This is a genomic window from Sphingobacterium multivorum (genome assembly GCF_039511225.1).
Taxonomy (GTDB): Bacteria; Bacteroidota; Bacteroidia; order Sphingobacteriales; family Sphingobacteriaceae; genus Sphingobacterium.
Map to the genome: position 1 here is coordinate 2,111,853 of NZ_CP154261.1, position 21,392 is coordinate 2,133,244.

Genomic DNA, 21,392 nt, shown 5'->3' on the forward strand with positions numbered 1-21,392 from the left:
CAACCTTTGTTATTTTTAACATGCAGCAGTACGTTTCGTAATAGCAATCCAAAGTTGAAGCGAATATATATATATCTTTTACACCCTATTTTTTTGTAAATCTTATTATAAATGTTGAACTTACATCTAAGTTGTTGAGATTGAATCTCAAATTAAAAAGCACTCATCTGAAGTTTTGCTGAAATAAGTTATAAATCTCTATTTAAAATTAAAAAACCATTCTTTTGGTTCCTCATGATCTGTATTTATGAGAAAAGGTCAATATTAGGTCAGTGTTGATTAATTCATAAGAAGACTGACCTCGCTATTCCAAATAGATTTGTGATAAAGAAATATTAAATAATACGCTATGGCACAATTTAAATGGGAAGGAATTTATCCTGCAATGTTATCACCATTTGATGAAAATGGAAATTTGGATTTTGATATGTTTGGTAAAAACATTGAAGCACAATTGGATGGAGGTGTTCACGGTTTGATTATCGCTGGATCATTGGGGGAAGCAAGTGTTTTGAGTACGGAAGAAAAGTATGATTTATTGACCTATGCGTTGAAACTTGTTGGTGGTCGTGTACCCGTATTGCTAAATATTGCAGAAAATACAACGGCTGCTGCGATCAAAGTGGCGCAGACCAGTGAGGAATTGGGGGCAGATGGTTTGATGTTATTGCCACCAATGCGCTATAGAGCCGATGATAGAGAAGCTGTCGCTTATTTTCGTGCTGTTGCACAAAGTACTAAATTGCCAATTTTAATCTATAATAATCCTGTTGACTATAGTACTTATGTATCGCTGGATATGTTTGAAGAACTCTTATTGGAGCCAAATATTCAGGCAGTGAAGGAATCGACACGAGATTTAACCAATATCACGCGTTTGAAAAATCGTTTTGGTGATCGATTAAAGATTATGGCCGGTGTAGATACCTTGGGGCTCGAGTCCTTGATGTTAGGGGCTGATGGGTTAGTCGCTGGATTGGTGGACGCATTCCCAAGAGAAACAGTGGCTATGTATGATCTTGTGAAAGCTGGTGAATATAAAAAAGCGGTAGAAATATACCGTTGGTTTATGCCTTTGTTGGAATTGGATATTCATCCTAAATTGGTCCAATACATTAAATTGGCCGCTACAGCTGAAGGAATTTCAACACCTTATACACGCGCGCCAAGATTACCGTTGATCGGTGAGGAAGAACAACGTGTGAAAAAAATTATTGCAGATTCAATCGCAACGAGACCACAATTATAGGAATGCTTCTGAACTCTCTGGATGGGAGTTCAGGAAATATTCTTTTTAGGACCACGTAAAAATAGACGAAAAGAACCTTCTTATTATATTGAGTAACCGCAAGGAGTGAAAATATAGGGAAGGTTTTTAATGATTTTTGAAGATACTACTTACTATAAAAACAAAAGGAATGGATAGAAACGAAAATGAGATTGATTACGTCGTAAAACAGGCGGAGGCTGGATTTCAGTTTCTTCAACAAACGGATGTTATCGAACGAGCGGAATTGATGTATGCCATTGCCGCTGAAATTGAGGAATTGGGCGAAATATTGATTGAAACGGCTCATTTGGAAACCGCACTACCTTTGGGAAGACTGCAGGGTGAAAAGGCGAGAACAGTCAATCAATGGCGTCGATATGCCGATGCCGTTCGTACTGGTTTATACAGTGAAGCTCGGATAGATCGGGATCCAAATGGCCAATTTGATTTAAGGAAATATAATAAAGGACTTGGTCCGGTGGTCGTCTTTGGTGCGAGTAATTTTCCTTTCGCCTTTTCAACTGCTGGCGGAGATACTGCAAGTGCCATTGGTGCCGGCTGTTCAGTCATCGTAAAGGCTCATCCTGCGCATCTTAAAACCTCCCAATTAATGGCTGACGCCATTGATCGTGCGGTTTCAAAACAGGGCGTTCCAACTGGTGTTTTTAATCATGTGCTGTCGGATTCATTCGCTGTTGGACAACAGTTGGTTAGCCATAAACAGGTAAAGGCTGTGGCATTCACAGGTTCATTTCGTGGCGGAAAAGCCTTGTTTGATTTAGGGCAGTCGAGACCTGAACCTATTCCGGTATTTGCTGAAATGGGAAGCGTAAATCCGGTTTTTATTTTGCAAGACTACCTCGCTAATCATCTGGAAGCATTTGCAAAGCAGTATATTGGGTCGTTACTCCTCGGTGTAGGGCAGTTTTGTACCAATCCGGGCGTATTGGTAGGCTTGGCGGGCGAACCGTTTGATCGGCTCAAACTGGCCTTAAAGAGCGAACTAAAAACTGCTGCTACAGGGAAAATGTTACATGCCGGTATCTTGGATAGTTACAATCGCCTAAAAGGCGAAATGGTTCAATCGGAAGGGATCAGCGTATTGGAAGAAGGGGAAGATAATACACCACATGATTTTGCCCGGGCTGTGCTTGTCGAAACTGAAGCCAGTCAGGTTTTAAACAATCCCAACTTGCTGGAAGAGGTTTTTGGACCTTTTGGGTTGATTGTATCCTGTGCCGACCAAAATGAGATGAATCTTGTCATGCAACAGCTTGATGGGCAGATTACCCTGACTTTCGCAGCTACAGCGCAGGACATGCGCGAATGCCCGGCTCTTTTTGCAATGGCGCAAGACAAATGTGGAAGACTGCTATTCCAGGGCATGCCAACAGGCGTAGAGGTTCAGTATGCCATGCAGCATGGCGGACCTTATCCCGCAACCACAGATGCTCGTTTTACTTCGGTAGGGCCAGATGCGGTAAAACGGTTCGTCCGACCTTTTAGCTTCCAAAATTGGCCGAATGAGTTTTTGCCTAAAGAGCTACAAGACGGAAACCCATTACAAATTGATCGTCTGGTCAATCAACAATGGACGAAAGCATAATATAGATAAATGACCATATAAACAACAAGGAATCAGAAATGAAGAAGACTTTTTTTTGTATTGATTCGCATACCTGTGGTTGTCCCGTACGATTGGTTGCAGGGGGAACCCCATTGCTAGCGGGTAATTCCATGATGGAGCGCAGATTGCATTTTATACGTGAGTACGATTGGATTCGCAAAGGATTGATGTTTGAACCAAGGGGACATGACATGATGAGTGGAAGTATGCTTTATCCACCATTTGATCCGCAAAATGATATCGGCGTTCTTTATATTGAGACCAGTGGTTGTCTGCCTATGTGCGGACACGGAACGATCGGTACCGTAACGATTGCCATCGAGGAGGGACTCGTTCAACCTAAAATTCCCGGAAAATTAAGGTTGGAAACTCCGGCAGGACTTGTACATATCGACTATGTTCAAGAGGGTCCTAAGGTGAAAAGCGTAAAGCTTACTAACGTCAAGTCTTTTTTATATGCTGAAGGGCTAACGGTAGACTGTCTAGATTTAGGAATTATCAGCGTCGATGTTGCCTACGGTGGCAATTTCTATGGTATTATTGATCCGCAGGCTAATTTTGACGATATCAGTTCTTATTCTGCGAGCCAATTGATCCATTATGGCAAAATAATTCGTCAACTGCTCAACGAAAAATATGCTTTTGTTCATCCCGAAGATGCGAATATTCATGGGTTGACACATATCCAATGGACAGGTAATCCAACGCTTCCCAACTCGTCCGGACGAAACGCCGTACTGGTTGGCGATAATGCCTTGGATCGTTCTCCTTGTGGTACAGGTACTTCGGCGCGTATGGCGCAGTGGTACGCGAAAGGGAAGCTTAAAAAAGGAACGGAATTTATACATGAAAGTTATATTGGTTCACAATTTACCGGCAAAATTGAAGCGGAAACAACCGTGGATGGTAAGCCTGCTATTGTGCCGTCCATCGAAGGCTGGGCACGGATAACAGGATATAACACCATTTTTTTGGATGATGAAGATCCTTATTTTGGCGGTTTTCAGGTGATTTAATACATTAATAAGAAAAGAGCAACGTGAAAGAAAATAATAGAGGTACAGTTGTTGTAATAGGTGCTGGAATTGCTGGTCTTGCTTCGGCCTATTACCTGGTGAGAGATGGTTGGGATGTGAAAATCCTGGAAAAAAATACTTTGGACAATAATTGTTCTTATGGCAATGCAGGCATGATCGTCCCCAGTCATTTTACGCCCTTGGCAGCCCCCGGGATAGTCGCGCAAGGAATAAAGTGGATGTTCAATAGTAAAAGCCCCTTTTATGTACGACCTTCGCTCAATCCGCGGTTGATCAATTGGGGTCTGAAATTCCTAAAACATGCCAACCGCACGCATGTGGAGCAACATGCTTCCGCCATACGTGACCTGAATCTCTATAGCAGCCGCTTGTATGACGAACTGGCCCAAGAAGATAATTTTGATTTTGAACTGAAGCAGAATGGCATCCTGATGATGTATAAATCGAAAGAAATGCAATATGAGGAGATTGAGCTGGCACATCGTGCACAGGACCTCGGACTCGATGTCGATATCCTGGAAGGAAATACCGTTCAAGAACTGGAACCCAACCTGAAACTGGATGTATTGGGTGCTATACTTTATCGCTGCGATGGAAAACTATATCCTCCCAAGTTAATGCAGCAATTGATTCAATACCTGAAAGCCGCAGGTGTTGCTTTTTTCGAAGAAACTGAAGTCCATAAATTTATAACAACCGGAAATAGGGTGAAAGAGGCGATTAGCAATAAGGGAAGTTTTCAGGCAGATGCTTTTGTGTTAACCGGCGGTGCTTATTTGCCCCAGTTGACCTCAAAGTTGCATGTGAATACACCGCTTATGCCCGGAAAAGGATATTCTTTTATGTATCAGCCCCAGGGCGAGCAGACCCTGAATCATGCGGCATTATTACTGGAGGCCCGTGTTGCGGTAACCCCCATGAATGGTCAGATCCGCTTCAGCGGTACGATGGAATTGGGACCGGCAAATGACCGGATTTATGAAAACCGCGTCCGCGGAATTGTAGAATCTATTCCTAAATATTATCCAGAATTGAAGGTCGATTACCCAAGCGAAAAAATATGGTATGGTTACAGACCCTGCTCGCCTGATGGATTGCCTTATCTGGGAAGATTGAAAAAATTTGATAATGTCCTGGTTGCCGGTGGGGGTGGTATGATGGGCTTGAGCCTGGGCCCTGCTTATGGGAAAGTTGTTGCAGATTTATTGGCAGGACAGAAAATAGAGTCTGAAATCGCTGGTTTTAGGCCAGATCGTTTCGACTGATAAAATTATGATATAAACCAACACCTAAATTATGAATCGTTCTTTTTCTTTTAAAGCCCCCAAAACATTGTTTTATGGACTGCTCTTTCTATTCCCGGTATCCACACATGCACAAAAGATGAAATTATACGACCATACAACTCCTTTAGAACCTTATATCGTGCAATACGGGCACGATGTTGAGGCAATCAACTATTTCTATGGTCCGATGCCCAAAGGCTGGGGCAATCAACAGGCTGCAGCATCGCCCGAACAGCTGGCTCGTCTTCAACGTTTGGATAACGAATATTTGAACAAATTGGACAAATTTCCCTATGAAGAACTTGAAACATCTGGGCAGGTGGATTTTATCTTACTGAAGCGCAAACTAAAAAGTGATCTCCTTGCACTGAAAGAACATGAGTCGAATTACAACAGGTTATCCCTGTATTTACCTTTTGCACAACGAATATTTAAACTCGAAAAGGAACGTCGTCGAGGAAAACGTTTGGCGGGAGAAGATGTCGCGAAAGAGCTGACGCGGGTTGTCGATGAAATCGATCGATCGATAACCGCTTTGCAAGAAAAGACCAATATTCCTGATGCAGATGTGAACTTTTTGGTTGGCCTATTAAATTCTTTGGATTTAAGGATAACAAGCACCTTCGATTTCTATAATGGGTACGACCCTGAATTTACCTGGTGGGTACCCGCCATATTTCAACAGGTGAAAAGTAAATTGTCGGATTATAAGGAGAAATTAGCCGCAAAAAGCGACCGGAAAGTTTTTGATGATGGTAGCCAGATTGCGGGTGTGCCCATTGGCGAAAAAGAAATAAACCGAAGACTCAAAGCTGAAATGATCAGTTATACAGCTGCCGATCTGCTAAAATTGGCTGATCAAGAGTTTAAATGGTGTGAAGCAGAGTTATTGAAAGCGAGTCGTGAAATGGGGTTTGGCGACGACTGGCGGGCAGCACAGGAGCAGGTTAAAAACTCCTACGTTCCAATTGGGAAACAGCCGGAACTCATCCTGAAATTGTATAACGATGCACAGCAGTTTATTCAAAAAAATAAACTCATGGATATTCCTGAACTGGCAGATGAAACTTGGGGAATGATCATGATGACCCCAGAACGTCAGCGTGTCAACCCTTTTTTTACGGGTGGTCGGGAAATTAGTATATCATATCCAACCAACACGATGGATCAACAGGCAAAATTGATGAGTATGCGTGGTAATAATCCTTATTTCTCCCGCGGTACTGTGCAGCATGAATTGGTCCCCGGTCATCATTTGCAATATTTTATGAATAGGCGCTACAAGCCTTATCGCGAGGAAGCGTTTAATACACCCTTTTGGACAGAAGGATGGACACTTTATTGGGAATTATTATTGTATAGTAAAGGATTTGCCAAAACTCCCGAAGAGCGTATAGGAATGTTATTTTGGCGTATGCACCGCTGTGCGCGAATAACCTTTAGTATTAAATTTCATTTGGGTGAATGGACGCCGCAGCAATGCATAGATTACTTGGTAAACAGGGTGGGATTTGAGTCTGCTAATGCCCATGGTGAAGTAAAGAGGTCTTTTGAAGGTTCATATGATCCCTTATACCAGTTGGCTTATCTGGTCGGCGGATTACAACTGATGCGGATCAAAGAGGAGGTGGTTGATCAGGGTAAAATGTCATTTGCTGATTTTCATGATCGTGTGATTAAAGAAAATTACCTGCCCATGGAAATGCTAAGAGCGATTATCAAAGGCGAGCAATTAAAACCAGACCATGAGACAAATTGGAAATTCTATCATTTTAACAACTAGGTGTTTATGAGTGAGTCAAAACAAACTTTTCAAAAGTCGCTGGGATTGCTCGATGCAACGATGCTTGTTGTTGGAAGTATGATTGGTTCTGGAATTTTCATCGTTTCTGCAGATATCGCACGCAATACCGGTTCTGCGGGTTGGATGATGATTGTCTGGCTAATCTGTGGATTTATGACTTTAACAGCTGCATTGAGTTATGGTGAACTCAGCGCGATGTTTCCCAAGGCCGGTGGCCAATATATTTATCTTCGGGAGGCTTATGGTCCCGTATTGAGTTTTGTATTTGGCTGGACATTTTTTGCTGTGATACAAACCGCGACAATCGCCGCCGTCGGCGTTGCGTTCGCTAAATTCACTGCCTACCTTTTCCCCTTTATGGACGAAGATGTCTATCTGCTTGAATGGTCAGATTACCGCGTCTCGGCAGCACAGGTGCTGGCCATTGCGGTCATTATGGTATTAACCTACATTAATTCAAGGGGTGTAAATAGCGGAAAGCGTGTGCAGACATCCATTACATTGATCAAAATTGGGAGCCTGTTGCTTTTGTTGCTCTTTGGCTTCCTGGCTTTGAAACATGAAGTTTGGGCTTTGAACTGGGACAATATTTCGCTTTGGTCCATGCGCCGCTTAAATGTGGATGGAACCTACACATCTTATGATGGGTTTTCAGCAATGGGTGCTTTTTCTGCGGCTATGGTCGGAGCCCTCTTCAGTAGCGATTCTTGGCACTCATCCTCAGCTGTAGCGGGCGAAATTAAGAATCCGCAACGCAATATCGGATTGAGTCTGGCATTAGGGACTTTGCTGGTCACCGTCATCTATCTGTTGACCAATTTAATGTATACGGGCATATTGCCTTTGGAAGCTATGGTCAACGCACCAAAGGATCGGGTAGCGATGAGTGTGGCACAAGAAGTATTCGGCCCTTTTGGGATCACGATTATAGCCATTATGATCATGATTAGTACCTTCGGTTGCAATAATGGAATTATCCTGGCCGGTGCGAGGGTGTATTATTCCATGGCTAAAGATGGTTTGTTTTTTAAAAGGGCAGGCAAGCTGAATGCACATGCGGTACCCGCCTGGGCCCTCTGGATACAGTGTCTTGCTGCGTCAATATGGTGTTTGACCGGAAAATATGGTGACTTATTGGATATGATTACCTGTGTGGTCGTGATCTTTTATGTCCTTGCGATTGCAGGTATTATTCGCCTCCGTATCACGCGTCCAGATTTGAACAGACCCTATAAAGCATTTGGATATCCTTTTCTTCCCATTCTTTATATTCTGATGGGGCTAGCCTTTATCGGCTTGATGGTAATTTTTAAACCAAATTATACCTGGCCAGGCATTATCATTGCACTATTGGGTATCCCGATCTATTATTTAATCAATCCTAAGCGAAGAAAATATGAAGTTTCTTAGTACAGTGGTTTTGTTGTTGTCTGCACAGTTTCTGTTTGGTCAAGGAACTTTGGTAGATTATACCCGTGCACAAAACCTAAAAAAACAATTGACCAATAAAATCGAAAATCTACCGGGGCAGTTTTATTGGAATGATCGGGGGGACCTGTTTTGGTATGATCGAAATACGGCGCAGGGAAAAGAGTACATTTTGGTCAATCCCCAGGCAAAAACAAAAGAACCGCTGTTTGATCTAACGAAGGTATTTTCCTTGGTGGATGAAAAGCTGGAACGAAAAGTCGAAAATCGCGTTATTTCCAATGATCAGATAAAATTGATGGATCAAGATCAAGTGTCGCTCGACATCGCGGGCTACTTTTGGATCTGGAACCGCCGTTCCTCGCAATTGAGCCAGGGCGCTGCAAGTGGAAGTAAAGAGCGCAATCCGCGATATTGGGGGCAGCGTGAACAAGGAAATACCTATCGGGAAGTTGAATCTCCAGATAAAATACATGTTGCTTTTATCCGCAACAATAATGTTTTCTTAGCAAAGAAGGGAAACTTAAATCAGGCGCGACAAATTACGTTTGATGGTAATACGTCAAACTACTATAGCAATGATATTCAATGGGCACCGGATAGCCGGAAATTGGCTACAGTAAAAACACAAAAAATAGAGATCAGACAACTGACGCTTATTGAATCTTCCCCTAAAGATCAATTACAGCCAAAGATTCAGACACGAGATTATGTCAAACCTGGTGACGAATTAGCGCAAAAACTACCCGTTTTATATGATCTCGAAAAAGATAAACTGTGGGTATTTGATGCGGAGCTTATACCGAATCAATTTTATCTTTCGGAATTATCCTGGCGAGATGACAGTAGAGCATTTACCTTCGAGTATAACAAACGCGGGCATCAGGTCTATGGTGTCATGCAAATGGATGCCAATAGCGGTATGTCCAGTTATTTGATCCGAGAACAAAATAAGACCTTTATCGATTATAGCGGTAAGAAATATCGGGAGGATCTAGCCGATGGAAAGGAAATTGTGTGGGCTTCTGAGCGTGACGGATGGAACCACCTGTATCTTTATGATGGATCTACTGGAAAAGTGAAAAATCAAATCACAAAGGGAAATTGGGTGGTTCGGAAAGTTGTACATGTCGACGCTGACAAACGAACGGTCATTTTTGAAGGCAGTGGTATGAATGCAGAGGAAGATCCCTATTTGATCCATTATTATTCAATCGGTTTAGATGGAAAAGGCTTAAAACTGCTGACGGAAGAAAATGCAAATCATCAAGCTTTTTTCAATAAAGACTATTCCTTGTTTGTGGATACCTATTCCCGAGTTGATCAGCCGCCAATTTCAGTATTGCGCGAAAACCATGGTCGTCTTATCATGGAACTGGAGAAAACAAACAGCAGCTTGCTCGAAGCGGTAGGCTGGCGTGCTCCAGAAGTCTTTAAAGCCAAGGGACGGGATGGTGCAACGGATATCTGGGGTATTATTATTCGACCGACCAATTTTGATCCTGCAAAAAGTTATCCTGTCATCGAATATATTTACGCGGGACCGCATAGCTCTTTCGTGCCCAAATCATTCTACAGCAACCCGAGTGGGATGTATGAATTGGCGGAATTGGGCTTTATCGTGGTGCAGATCGATGGAATGGGGACGTCAAATCGTTCAAAGGCTTTTCATGATATCTGTTGGAAAAATCTGAAAGATGCGGGCTTTCCCGATCGGATCGCCTGGATGCGGGCCGCTTCGAAACAATACAAATACATGGATATCGGTAGAGTAGGGATCTATGGAACGTCGGCTGGCGGTCAAAGCTCGACGGGCGCGCTGTTATTCCATCCGGAGTTTTACAAAGTTGGTGTTTCCTCCTGTGGTTGCCACGATAACCGAATGGATAAAATATGGTGGAACGAGCAATGGATGGGCTGGCCTGTAGGGCCTGAATATGCGGCCAGCTCCAATATTGAAAATGCAGCTAAGCTGGAAGGAAATCTTTTGTTGATTGTTGGAGAACTGGATGATAATGTGGATCCTTCATCCACTTTCCAATTGGTTGATGCTTTGATCAAAGCGCGTAAGAACCATGATTTTATTATGGTTCCTGGGATGGGACATTCTTCTGGGGGAGATTATGGTGAACGAAAAAGGAGGGACTATTTTGTTAAACATCTACTTGGCGTAGACCCGCCTGTATGGAGTCAGTATTGATCGTTAGTAGGCTAATGATCCTGTAATGAATGATCCTGTAATGTGGGTTTATTGCCTATTTTTTCTGAAAGTACCTGATCTTATTGGACAGAAGGAACCTTCAGTTTGCTTTCATCGCTTTTGGTGTTTGCGAAGTCATGAAGGGTCCAATTGGGAATACTTATGAAGCGATAAGAGTGGTTCAATAAATACAATGCCCCAGAAAGTGACTTACTTTCCGGGGCGTTGCATTTATTTTATGTCTGTAACCTTGAATCCGTTTTATTCGACCAATACGCCAACATAATAGTTGAACGTATCGATATCAATATTATCTTTCGTTAAACCGGCTATTTTAATCGGTCTGAAATGCTGATCCAATTGGATAAGTTCTCTTTTTTGACCTTTTATCCCGATATGTATCGGCATATGAAAGCCTTTGACTTCACTGATCCAGCGGCCCAAGACTCTCCCTGAAGGATCTTGTTTGATTTCAAGTGTAGGTATAGCGGCATGCTGTACATACTGTTCAAATACTTTTAACAGGTCTAAACCGGATTGCTGGGTCACGTAGTTGACAATATCATTATAATCGACTTGCTGATGATAAAATGTGCTGTTTAATCCCCGGAGAATATTTCGCCATTTTTCATCGTTGTCAATCATTGTACGGATCATGTTGAGCATGACACCGCCTTTGGGATACATATCGCCAGATCCTTCTTTATTGACGTGGTAGGGACCCTGTATGGGGCTGTCATTTTGGATTCCAGTTCGGATACCATGCGCGTAAGCCTGGCTGGCTTCTTTGCCATAGAAATAGTCGATAAATAAACCTTCAGAATAATTCGTGAAGCTTTCGTGGATCCACATATCGGCCAGATCGGCCGAGGTAATATTGTTGCCAAACCATTCGTGGCCAGATTCGTGGACCACAATAAAATCCCATTTATGTCCCCAGCCAGTTCCCGACGCATCGCCGCCGCGATAGCCATTTTGGTAATGGTTTCCATAAGCGATGGCACTCTGGTGTTCCATGCCTGTATGGTAGGTTTCAACGAGTTTATAGCCATCTTCATAGAACGGATATGGACCAAACCAATGTTCAAAAGCCTCTAAGGTCTGATTGGCATTTTTTTGAAGATGGGCTTTCTTTTCTGCTGTATCATTTTCGCGCAAGATATAGTAATCAACATCCAAAGGCCCTTTTTCACCCTTATATTTTTCCTTAAAATGAACATAATCGCCAATATTGATGGCGACATTGTAGTTGTTGATCGGATTGGAGACTTTCCAATGGTACTTGGTATAGCCATCCTTCATTTTTTCTACTTTGACCAGGCGGCCATTGGACACATTCATCACCTCCTTGGGAACGGCAATGGAAATGAGCATACTGTCCACTTCATCGGATTGATGATCTTTGTTTGGCCACCATACACTCGCACCCATACCCTGGCAGGCGGTGGCTACCCAAGGCTTGCCCTTGCTGTCTTTTTTCCAGTCAAAGCCACCATCCCAGGGCGCTTTAACAGCCTCTGTCGGATGACCTTCATAAAACACGGTAAATTCATCCTGTGTTCCTTTCTTGATCGCAGTAGGGAATTCGACAAAGACAGCGTTGTGTTCTCTGGTAAAGGAAAGTTCTTCCCCTTTATAAATGACTTTATTGACTTTAAGATTTGCAAAAAGATCAAATTGCAGGCGGTTAAAATCAGTCGTGGCCTTGAAACGGAAAAGGTTTGAACCTGAAATATATTTATTGTCTATATCCACCTTAACATCCAGATGATAGTATTGGATGTCGTAGCAGGTGCGTAGTGGTGTTAGGTATCCGCGCAGTGAATCCGCTCTGGTGAATTCATTTTTTTCTTTCATCAGCTGCGCTGCCGATTGCTGTATACCTGCGCTCAATAGACCGCAGGTACCCAATGCATATAATAGTATTCTTTTCATTTTTTGATAAAAATTATTCAGTCTATCTTCCTCCCGGAGGGCAATGTAATTTGAGATAGTTTGTAAATAATGTCCTTAAATGCTCATGTGTGCCCTGTCCCTCGCTAATGGAATGGCTGCGGTTCGGATAAGACATCAACTGGAACTGCACGTTATTTTTGATCAGCTCATTGATCAGGACTTCTGCATTTTGATAGTGCACATTGTCGTCGCCGGTTCCATGGATGTAGAGTAGGTTGCCTTTGATATTTTTTGCATATTTCAGTGGCGAGCCGTTTTCAAAATCTGCCAGGTTTTCTTGTGGGAGCCCCATGTAGCGTTCCTGATATACATTGTCGTAAAGTAACTGATTGGCTACCGCGGCAATGGCAATACCGGTTTTATAGATCTGCGGATATTGCCCAAGCAGATTAAGCGTGCTTGATCCGCCACCGCTCCAGCCCCAAACGGCCACGCGTGAATTGTCGACAAACGGCCATTTCAGTATTTCTTGCGTTGCTAGAGCCTGGTCGCGAATATTGAGCTTTCCGATATTGCGGTAGATGCTTTTTCGCCAAGAACTGCCTTTAGGAGCAGGCGTTCCGCGATTATCCAACGAAATATAAATGTAACCGTCCTGCGCCATATTTCCCTTATAGAGACTGTTGTAACCTGCTCCAAAATTGTCTATGACAGTTTGTGATGCGGGTTCGCCGTAGACCATAAAGACAACAGGATACTTTTTATTGGGATCAAAATCCAGGGGCTTTACCATCCAACCATCTAATTCAATACCGTCGGTAGTTTTAACTTTAAAAAACTCCGCAATGCCGTCGCTGACTTTCTTTTCACGTTTCAGTTCAAAGTCTACGCGTATTTTGTGAGTCGGTAATTCAATAACGGCATTGTGCTGTAATGTTGTCCGGTTGCTAAAGTTGAAGATGGCAATTTTACCGTCTTTTGAAATATCATAATCGCAGGTTCCCTCATAGGAGGCTGGAGTCAGTCGTTTTGGAACGCCGCCTTTTGTAGACACACTATAGAGGTATTTTTGTGTCGCATTGCTTGGAGAGGCTGTAAAATAAATAGTTTCATTTTTCGGATCGAAAAAATCAAGGTTGATCATATCATAATCGGCTTTCATGATCAGTTTTTCATTGCCCGCTAGATCGATCTGGTAAATTTTTCGCCAACCGTCTTTTTCGGATACCCAGATGAAGGCCTTTCCACCTTGAACCCAGTCCCATCCGGAAGGATCGTTGTTGTTCCACCGTGCTTTGATATCAATCCACGAGTCGCTTTGTTCCTGATGTATGTTTTGCGCTTTATTATTGGAAAGCGCAACAGTATAAATCTTGCTCTGATTCTGTTTTCTATTGAGCTGTTCCAAAATAAGTTGTTTGCTATCAAGGCACCATTCCATACGGGGGATATAATGCTGGTTGGGATCTCCGGGGATATTGATCTTTGTGCTCTTTTCATTTGCAAGTTCATAAGTCCATATGGAGCAGGCACTCGGTGATTGTCCCACTTTAGGATACTCCACAGGAATGGTGTAGGAGTAGAGGCTATCGGTATTGTTGATCATCAAGAAATTGCGAATGTTGCGGGCATCCAGTTTCCAATAAGCAATGGAAGCACCATCCGGCGACCAGCGGAAACCATCTTTACAGCCAAATTCTTCTTCGTATACCCAGTCGAAAGTACCATTGATTAAGCGGTCCGTACCATCGTTAGTAACCGAAACAATGCTGCCATTCGCGAGATCCTCGAGGTAAATATTATGGTCAGCTTTGTTCACGTAAGCTACTTTATCTGCTTGCGGGTTAAACTTCGCAAACATCAGTTGCGAGGCTGGGAATTTCTTGCCTAGTTGCTGCAATTGATTGGTCTTCTTGTTGTAAACCCAATAATCACCGCGCGTATTCTCTCGCCATACTCTTTTGCTATTGGTATAGATCAAAATAAGCTCCTTATTTTTGGAGATGGAAAAATTTTCGACCTTTAAGGCCGCCGTCGCGCCTTTTGGAATAAGTAATTGCTGCGAAAGGAAGACTGTCCGCATGCCATTTATCGGATTTACCGTTTCTATTCCCTTGTCGGAAAATTCATAATACTGGTCACCATGATCTGTCCACAATCGCTGTGCAACAAGTAAATTTGGCGCATAAAAAACCAGTATAAGGATAATAAAGATTAACTGTTTAATTCTGTTCATTTGTTTATCTGTTTTTTTTAAGAATCCCCAAAAAAGATTTCAGTTCACTTTCAAGGTTTTATCACGAGTTTATTTAGTCAATTGGATTGTCTTTAAGCTGATAGATTTCCTGGATTTCACGTTCAAGGTATTGTCCGAGACGTCGGTATCCATTCTGCTCGATCAAGTAATTGTCTTCAATACGAACCCCACCAAAATCAAGGTGTTTATTTAAGAAATCATAGTTGATAAATTCTTTGTGTAAATTTTGTTGCTCCCAAAGCTGCGTTAGTTCTGGAATAATATAGATGCCGGGTTCAACGGTTAGCACATTGCCGACTTCCAGTTTCTTACCGAGCCGCAGCGATTTAATGCCAAAAGTTTGGGTATCCTTTGGTTCTGCTTCGGTATAACCAACATATTGCTCGCCGAGATCTTCCATATCATGTACATCGAGGCCGAGCATATGGCCGAGTCCACATTGGAAGAAAAGTGCATGGGCATGGTTCGCGACAGCATCTTGCGTATTCCCTTTCATAAATCCTGTTTGTATAAGTCCGTCTACAAGCGCTTCACAAGCTTTTAAATGAATTTCTTTAAAGTGGATTCCGGCAGTCAGGAGCTGCTCTGCCGTTTTAAATGCATGTAAAACGATCTGGTATATTTCCTCTTGTAACGAAGTGAAACGTTTTCCTACAGGAAAGGTTCTGGTCAAGTCTGACGCATAGCCCATAGCGGTTTCGACACCCGAATCATTGAGCAGCAGATCACCTGCATAAAGTTGGTGAAATTGCATATGATTGTGTAGGATTTCACCCCGTTTTGTTACTATCGGTGGATAGGAGAAGGAGGTACCCTGATCTTGCGCAAAATGCTGCATGGCATTACTGATCTGATATTCGTAACAGTTGGGTTTTGTCATACGCATAGCGATACGATGCATCTCAACGGCAATATCTACCGCTTTCTCCAGTTCGAGGATTTCTTCTGCCGATTTAATGCTTCTTTGTGCGACGACTGCTTTAATCAAAGTCACAGAGGGGGTAAGCTGATTTGCAGTACGGCCGGTTAGCTGCTCTAGTAATAATTTATTATGCGACTGATAAGGAGGAAGATAGTGAATATCCTCCTGTTTTCCTTTGCTTAGATAGCCGAAGAGTTGATTGAAAGGCAGAATCTTGCTGATACCCGAAAGGTCGGCCTTTTCAGCTAAAGTCTGCTGTTGACCCATCCAAACAATATCGTCGATTGTCATTTCGTCGCCAAATAATATGGTCTCGTTTTTTTCAGCATCCAATACAGCCGCCAAACGTGGACTTTTGATACCGATATAATATAAAAAGCTGCTGTCTTGACGAAATGGATAGGTATTGTGCTCAAAATTGATCGGATTTTCAATGTTACCTAGCAATAGAATTTTGCCAGTTGTGATCTTTGATAATAGATTATTTCGGCGTTTAAGATATATTTCTTTTTTGAACATAAGTTATAGAAATTAAAGGACGTAATGTTTCTTTGCTAAAATCGTGAATTGTTCCACTTCGGCCTGAAGCAGGATTGTCTATCTAAGGGATTATTGCCCAATACGAATATCGTAAAATTTGTGCGCTTCAAAATCAATAATTTAACAGGCCTATTTTGGATCAGTAGCGATTGTCATTGTTACAAAATAATATAATCGCTTTTTTTATATTAAAAAGAACCAAAAATGAAATTTAATAAAGTTCAGTCTTTCCATTGAATAATAATTATCACAATTTATCAATGTCTAATTGTATTTTAACCCATTTTTTTGCTAACCATCTATTTTTGTTGCGAATTCTCTGTTTTGTTTGAGATATAATTAAAGGATTATTAAATATTGTCGAATTCTAAACATATTTTAGTATACTATTTTTATGTTTTATTCGAAAGTAGTGTTGTTGCTTTGGAGTTGTTATATTTATGTTAACTAAGCAGTAACATAAACTAAACAAACCTATGAAAACGCTCCAATTTAATGTGCCGACCATGCGAGGACAAAGCTTGACAATACAAGAAGATGTATTAGAAACTTTTTATCCTCATTTTCATCGACATCAAGAAGCTCAATTAATGTGGATAAAAAAAGGTAAGGGAGTTTTGATTGTGGAGGACACCTTACATCCTTTTAAGGAAAATGATATTTTCTTTTTGGGAGCGAATCAACCACATGTATTTAAGTCTGCCTCCCAGGACGGATTCTCGAATGAATCTCGCTCCGTTTCTATTTTTTTCGACCCAAATGGAAAGCTGAAATCCCTATTTTCGCTGGAGGAATTTGAATCGCTGAATCAGTTTATTTATAACAACTCAAGAGGGTTTAAAGTTCCCGATTCATATTTTTCCCAAATAGCAGAACGGGTCTGTTTATTAAAATCTGCGGACCAAATGGATAAGTTAATGCACTTTTTCTATTTATTAAGAGCATTGGCAAATATTTCACGGGAGGCGGAAGCACTTTGTAACGAACGGGTGGAAGTTGCCTTTGATACGATGCACGGATCAAATCGCATTAATTTCATCTGCAATTATATTAAGGAGCACTATAAAGACGAAATTACGCTGGAAGATGTTGCTGACCATGCAAATCTTACTCCGCAGGCATTTTGTCGATATTTTAAAAAGCATTGTGGTGTTACTTTTGTTACCTATCTCAATAGAATAAGAGTCAAGGAAGTATGTAACCAGTTAAATGAAGATCACTTGGACAGTGTTTCATTTATTGCCTATAACTGCGGATTTAATAGCATTACCAATTTTAATCGGGTTTTTAAGCAAATCGTTGGCTGCAATCCGAAAGAGTACGTGCAGCAGTATAAACAAACACTTTACTCTGTGATTTAAACACGATTCTGATGGATATTTGATTGTTGCGTCATCACAAGTTTATATTGCTGAATGTGTTTCACTAAGAATTGGGATAAGATTAGGCAGCGGTATAAAACTCGTGATGACGGAACTTGGATATTTTCAAACTTTTCTAAATAGCGTTAAAAAGTAATTTTTTTTACGATTATTTGCTAAAAATCGTTGGTAATTCTCTTTTTTTGACTTCTGTTGTTCTCTTTTTAAATCCAAATGGTCGGATTTTGTGCTAAAATACCGTGAGCGAGGATGGGTTTGTGTCTTTTTGGGATTTAAATTACAGAAATCGTAATAAAACCTCGATAAATCTGGTTTTATTGTATCCTTGTGTTATATAATGTCTTTTTTCCTGTAAATTGAGTTGGCTATAATTGATTATTTAACACTTAGGGTTAATAATTGGGCAATACTGGTCAAAATTCGGTTAACAATGAAAGCATTGTGCTTATAACTTAGTTATTATAAAAAGCACTATAAACTAATACATCTGAAACTAAACTTATGAACAGAAAAAGTATTGCTATGCTAGCTGCTACCGTCTTGGTAAGCTCGGCAGTATACGCACAGACAGTTTTGAAGGGGAAGGTGGTCGACCAAGACGGGAAACCTATCCCTGGAGTTACAATCACGCTAAGAGATGGAACAGCAACCCAAAGTGGACAAAATGGTGAATTTACGATTAACTATAAGCAGGCAGGGACATTAAGTGTGTCGGCAGTGGGTTATGACCGTAAAGTGGTAAATTTGACCAATCAGACTTCGCTTCAGGTCACGCTTTTATCGGATGAGACAAATTTGGACGAAGTTGTTGTAACGGCAATGGGAATCACGAGAGACAAAAAATCCCTAGGGTCGGCGGTTCAAGAGGTAAAAGCTAAGGAACTAACGGATGCTGGTCAATTGAGCTTAACAGGTGCACTTTCCGGAAAAGTTGCAGGGGTACAGGTTAATCAATTTGGTGGTGCTGTGGGGGCATCCGCGAGGATTTCAATTCGTGGTAATACGTCCCTTCTTTCGGATCAACAGCCCCTAATAGTAGTTGATGGTGTTCCAATTTCCAATAATGCTGTTCGTTCGGGGGATAATACCTATTCCGGCGTAGATTATGGATCTGGATTAAATGATATTAATCCGGAAGATATCGAAAGCGTTGTTACGCTGAAAGGTGGTTCAGCAGCACTTTATGGTATGCGAGCTGGTAAAGGTGTTATCTTAATTACGACAAAGTCTGGAAAAAGAGCTAAAGACGGTGTTCTTTTGTCTTACGATGGCAACTTTTCAATAGATAGACCCTCAACTATTCCAAAATATCAAAACTCATATGGTCAAGGAAATCGAGGAGACGAATATCATTACAATTCGTTAGGCAGCGGTTTAACCTATCAGCAATATGCACAGCAAAAATCTTTTAGTTATAAAGATGGAGCAGGAGGTGGCGTTAACGATGGCTTTGACGAATCATGGGGACCTCGGTTGGATATAGGATTACAATTGCCTCAATTCAATAGTCCTGTGGTAAATGGCGTTCGACAAGCGACTCCATGGATATCACATCCTAATAACGTGAAAGATTTTTTCCAAACCGGATACTCTCAGAATCACAACCTTTCCTTGTTAGCAAAAAATGAAAGATCCTCTACTCGTGCTTCGTTGTCTTTTCGTGATCAAAAAGGAACCGTGCCAAACACGGATCAAAAAAAGTATTCTGCTCAATTGAACAATGAGTACAAGATCAACGATAAGTTTTCATATGATATCATGTCTAATTTTACGAGGACGGAAAGTGGTAATTTGATTATGCAAGGATATGATGGTGCAAACCCAATGAATGGTTTGATTTGGTTTGGTCGCCAAGTAGATATGCAAGACTTAAAGAAAAATTGGGATCAAAGAGATGCACAAGGGAATTATACCTATTATAATTGGAATTCCAATTATCATATGAATCCTTTTTATACCATGCACAATTCTTTAAATTCATTGAAAACCAATCGGATTTTTGGAAAATCATCCCTATACTATCAACCTTATGAATTTTTAAAATTTGAAGGAAGAGTAGGATTGGATTATTACCATACGAATATCTTCGAACGGAACTATTATAATTTTGATCACCCACTGGGAAGTTTCAATGAAATTAAGAGCAGCAACTCGGAATTTAATGCGGACTTCTTAGCTAATTTCAATAAGCAGTTTGGCGATTTCAATATTTTAGCAATCGTAGGAGCCAATTACCGTGACAATCAGTTTGAATCAAACAGTTTAGGCGCTAGTGGATTAAACGTATTAGGCGTGTATACGATTACCAACAAAATAGGGGATGCAGTAACAAATATGGACCACGCGCATAATCGCTCCAATTCTGTTTATAGCCAGGCTTCTATTGGTTGGAAAGACCAGCTTTATCTTGATGCGACAGCGCGTAATGATTGGTCCTCAACAATTACGAAATCGTTTTTCTATCCTTCAGCAAGTTTAAGTTGGATTCCAACAACGTCCTTTGCCAATTTAAAGGGAAGCGCGTTGTCGTTCTGGAAACTTCGACTGAATATCGCTAAAGTTGGAAATGCAACAACTCCGTATAGAAATGGGAACTATTACTATGCACAAGCAAATGCTTTTAACGGTATTGCCCAGATGTATAAAAGTATGACCTATGCAATTAATAATTTGGAGCCTGAATCAATTTATTCTTGGGAAACCGGTACAGAGATTGGATTTTTAAATGACCGGATTCATGCCGATTTCACGTATTACCATAAGAATGCGAAGAAGCAAATCCTTCCCGTAACAACGTCCAATGTGGTCGGATTTAGTAGTATGGTATTAAATGCTGGTAACATTGAAAGTAAGGGGGTCGAGCTGCAGTTGAGAGGGGATATCTTAAAAAATGAAAATGGCCTGAATTGGACAACAACCATAAACTATTCAAGAGATCGCAATAAAATTTTGGAATTGTATCCTCAGTTAAATTTAACAACCTATCAATTAGGTTGGACTTGGGGTATCGCAAATACTGCAACTGTTGGAGAAGCTTGGGGCGCGTTGAGAAGTACTGGATATGACCGTGTGGAAGATGGAGCTATGAAAGGTGCTATCAAAGTAAATGAAAGTGGTTTGGTTATGTCTAAACCTAATCAGATTATTGGAAATGTTACGCCAGACTATCTAGCAAGTATGCGGAATGATTTCAGATATAAGGATTTTAGCTTTGGTTTTATGCTTGATTTCCGAAAAGGTGGAGATATTTGGTCACAAACGATGAGTCATGCATATACAACAGGGGTTGCTGAAATCACCGCCGCCAATGGCGTACGTGAACGGGCTATTGTCGCTGGTAAAGACGTCATGAGTAATGAGCGTTTTGCAATGTCCGATGGTAAAGGAGGGTGGATTGCCAATACTATTGAAACAAATGCGCAAGATTGGTTCGAATCAGGAGGTATTGCAGAAAGCTACGTGTTTGATGGGTCTTTCCTCAAATTGCGCGAAGCCTATTTGACTTATACGATTCCTTCACATCTTTACAGTAAGATTAAAGGGATTAAACGCGCAAACGTCTCGTTGATTGGATCGAATTTGGCATTGTTATGGGTTCACAAATCAAATACAATGCGTTTGGATCCTGAAACCAGTGGTGTGTCAAGCGATAGCCGCGGTGTTGGTTTTGAACAGGCTACAGTGCCTTCTTCAAGAAGTATTGGATTTAAATTAGGATTTTCATTTTAGTGTAATTAAAAAGT

Annotated in this window: 12 protein-coding genes; 9 read left to right on the plus strand and 3 right to left on the minus strand. The window is 41.3% G+C overall.

Going from position 1 to position 21,392, the window contains the following annotated elements; all coding sequences use genetic code 11:
• Positions 1-349: 349 nt before the first annotated feature.
• The 7 genes from AAH582_RS08660 to AAH582_RS08690 all read left to right on the plus strand — a co-directional run bounded on the left by AAH582_RS08660 (position 350) and on the right by AAH582_RS08690 (position 10,652).
• Complete coding sequence (locus AAH582_RS08660) at positions 350-1,249, plus strand: dihydrodipicolinate synthase family protein (protein WP_343321843.1); 900 nt, start codon at positions 350-352, stop codon at positions 1,247-1,249.
• 169 nt (positions 1,250-1,418) lie between these two features.
• Entirely contained in the window at positions 1,419-2,876 is a 1,458-nt protein-coding gene (locus AAH582_RS08665) for an aldehyde dehydrogenase (NADP(+)) (RefSeq protein WP_046675726.1), read from the plus strand.
• 38 nt (positions 2,877-2,914) lie between these two features.
• Entirely contained in the window at positions 2,915-3,913 is a 999-nt protein-coding gene (locus AAH582_RS08670; RefSeq protein WP_343321844.1) for a 4-hydroxyproline epimerase, read from the plus strand.
• Between the two features lie 23 nt (positions 3,914-3,936).
• On the plus strand, positions 3,937-5,199 hold the full coding sequence (locus AAH582_RS08675; RefSeq protein WP_343321845.1) for an NAD(P)/FAD-dependent oxidoreductase: 1,263 nt from the start codon (positions 3,937-3,939) through the stop codon (positions 5,197-5,199).
• A 31-nt stretch (positions 5,200-5,230) separates the two neighbouring features.
• Positions 5,231-7,003, plus strand: a complete 1,773-nt coding sequence (locus AAH582_RS08680) for a DUF885 family protein (RefSeq protein ID WP_197084133.1) — start codon at positions 5,231-5,233, stop codon at positions 7,001-7,003.
• A gap of 6 nt (positions 7,004-7,009) precedes the next feature.
• On the plus strand, positions 7,010-8,434 hold the full coding sequence (locus AAH582_RS08685) for an APC family permease (RefSeq protein ID WP_343321846.1): 1,425 nt from the start codon (positions 7,010-7,012) through the stop codon (positions 8,432-8,434).
• On the plus strand, positions 8,421-10,652 hold the full coding sequence (locus AAH582_RS08690; protein WP_343321847.1) for a S9 family peptidase: 2,232 nt from the start codon (positions 8,421-8,423) through the stop codon (positions 10,650-10,652). Before AAH582_RS08685 ends, AAH582_RS08690 begins: the two co-directional genes overlap by 14 nt.
• Before the next feature lie 261 nt (positions 10,653-10,913).
• Here AAH582_RS08690 and AAH582_RS08695 read toward each other — a convergent pair whose 3' ends face one another.
• The 3 genes from AAH582_RS08695 to AAH582_RS08705 form a co-directional block, all read right to left on the minus strand.
• Positions 10,914-12,587, minus strand: coding sequence for a M1 family metallopeptidase (locus AAH582_RS08695; RefSeq protein WP_343321848.1), 1,674 nt, complete (start codon positions 12,585-12,587; stop codon positions 10,914-10,916).
• Positions 12,588-12,609: 22 nt separating this feature from the next.
• Positions 12,610-14,784, minus strand: coding sequence for a S9 family peptidase (locus tag AAH582_RS08700; protein ID WP_343321849.1), 2,175 nt, complete (start codon positions 14,782-14,784; stop codon positions 12,610-12,612).
• Between the two features lie 73 nt (positions 14,785-14,857).
• Positions 14,858-16,246 (minus strand): aminopeptidase P family protein, encoded by a 1,389-nt coding sequence (locus tag AAH582_RS08705; RefSeq protein WP_046675732.1) that lies wholly within the window; start codon positions 16,244-16,246, stop codon positions 14,858-14,860.
• 497 nt (positions 16,247-16,743) lie between these two features.
• Between AAH582_RS08705 and AAH582_RS08710 the strand changes: the two genes are divergently transcribed.
• Entirely contained in the window at positions 16,744-17,628 is an 885-nt protein-coding gene (locus AAH582_RS08710) for an AraC family transcriptional regulator (protein ID WP_046675733.1), read from the plus strand.
• Between the two features lie 522 nt (positions 17,629-18,150).
• Entirely contained in the window at positions 18,151-21,378 is a 3,228-nt protein-coding gene (locus AAH582_RS08715) for a SusC/RagA family TonB-linked outer membrane protein (RefSeq protein ID WP_046675734.1), read from the plus strand.
• The last annotated feature ends 14 nt before the right edge of the window (positions 21,379-21,392 follow it).

What these genes read in the sequence shown, in the direction of transcription:
- AAH582_RS08715 (WP_046675734.1), top strand. Translation starts at nt 18,151, where the DNA reads ATGAACAGAAAAAGTATTGCTATGCTAGCTGCTACCGTCTTGGTAAGC.
- AAH582_RS08690 (WP_343321847.1), top strand. Translation starts at nt 8,421, where the DNA reads ATGAAGTTTCTTAGTACAGTGGTTTTGTTGTTGTCTGCACAGTTTCTG.
- AAH582_RS08705 (WP_046675732.1), bottom strand. Translation starts at nt 16,246, where the DNA reads ATGTTCAAAAAAGAAATATATCTTAAACGCCGAAATAATCTATTATCA.
- AAH582_RS08670 (WP_343321844.1), top strand. Translation starts at nt 2,915, where the DNA reads ATGAAGAAGACTTTTTTTTGTATTGATTCGCATACCTGTGGTTGTCCC.
- AAH582_RS08680 (WP_197084133.1), top strand. Translation starts at nt 5,231, where the DNA reads ATGAATCGTTCTTTTTCTTTTAAAGCCCCCAAAACATTGTTTTATGGA.
- AAH582_RS08710 (WP_046675733.1), top strand. Translation starts at nt 16,744, where the DNA reads ATGAAAACGCTCCAATTTAATGTGCCGACCATGCGAGGACAAAGCTTG.
- AAH582_RS08695 (WP_343321848.1), bottom strand. Translation starts at nt 12,587, where the DNA reads ATGAAAAGAATACTATTATATGCATTGGGTACCTGCGGTCTATTGAGC.
- AAH582_RS08660 (WP_343321843.1), top strand. Translation starts at nt 350, where the DNA reads ATGGCACAATTTAAATGGGAAGGAATTTATCCTGCAATGTTATCACCA.
- AAH582_RS08700 (WP_343321849.1), bottom strand. Translation starts at nt 14,784, where the DNA reads ATGAACAGAATTAAACAGTTAATCTTTATTATCCTTATACTGGTTTTT.
- AAH582_RS08685 (WP_343321846.1), top strand. Translation starts at nt 7,010, where the DNA reads ATGAGTGAGTCAAAACAAACTTTTCAAAAGTCGCTGGGATTGCTCGAT.
- AAH582_RS08665 (WP_046675726.1), top strand. Translation starts at nt 1,419, where the DNA reads ATGGATAGAAACGAAAATGAGATTGATTACGTCGTAAAACAGGCGGAG.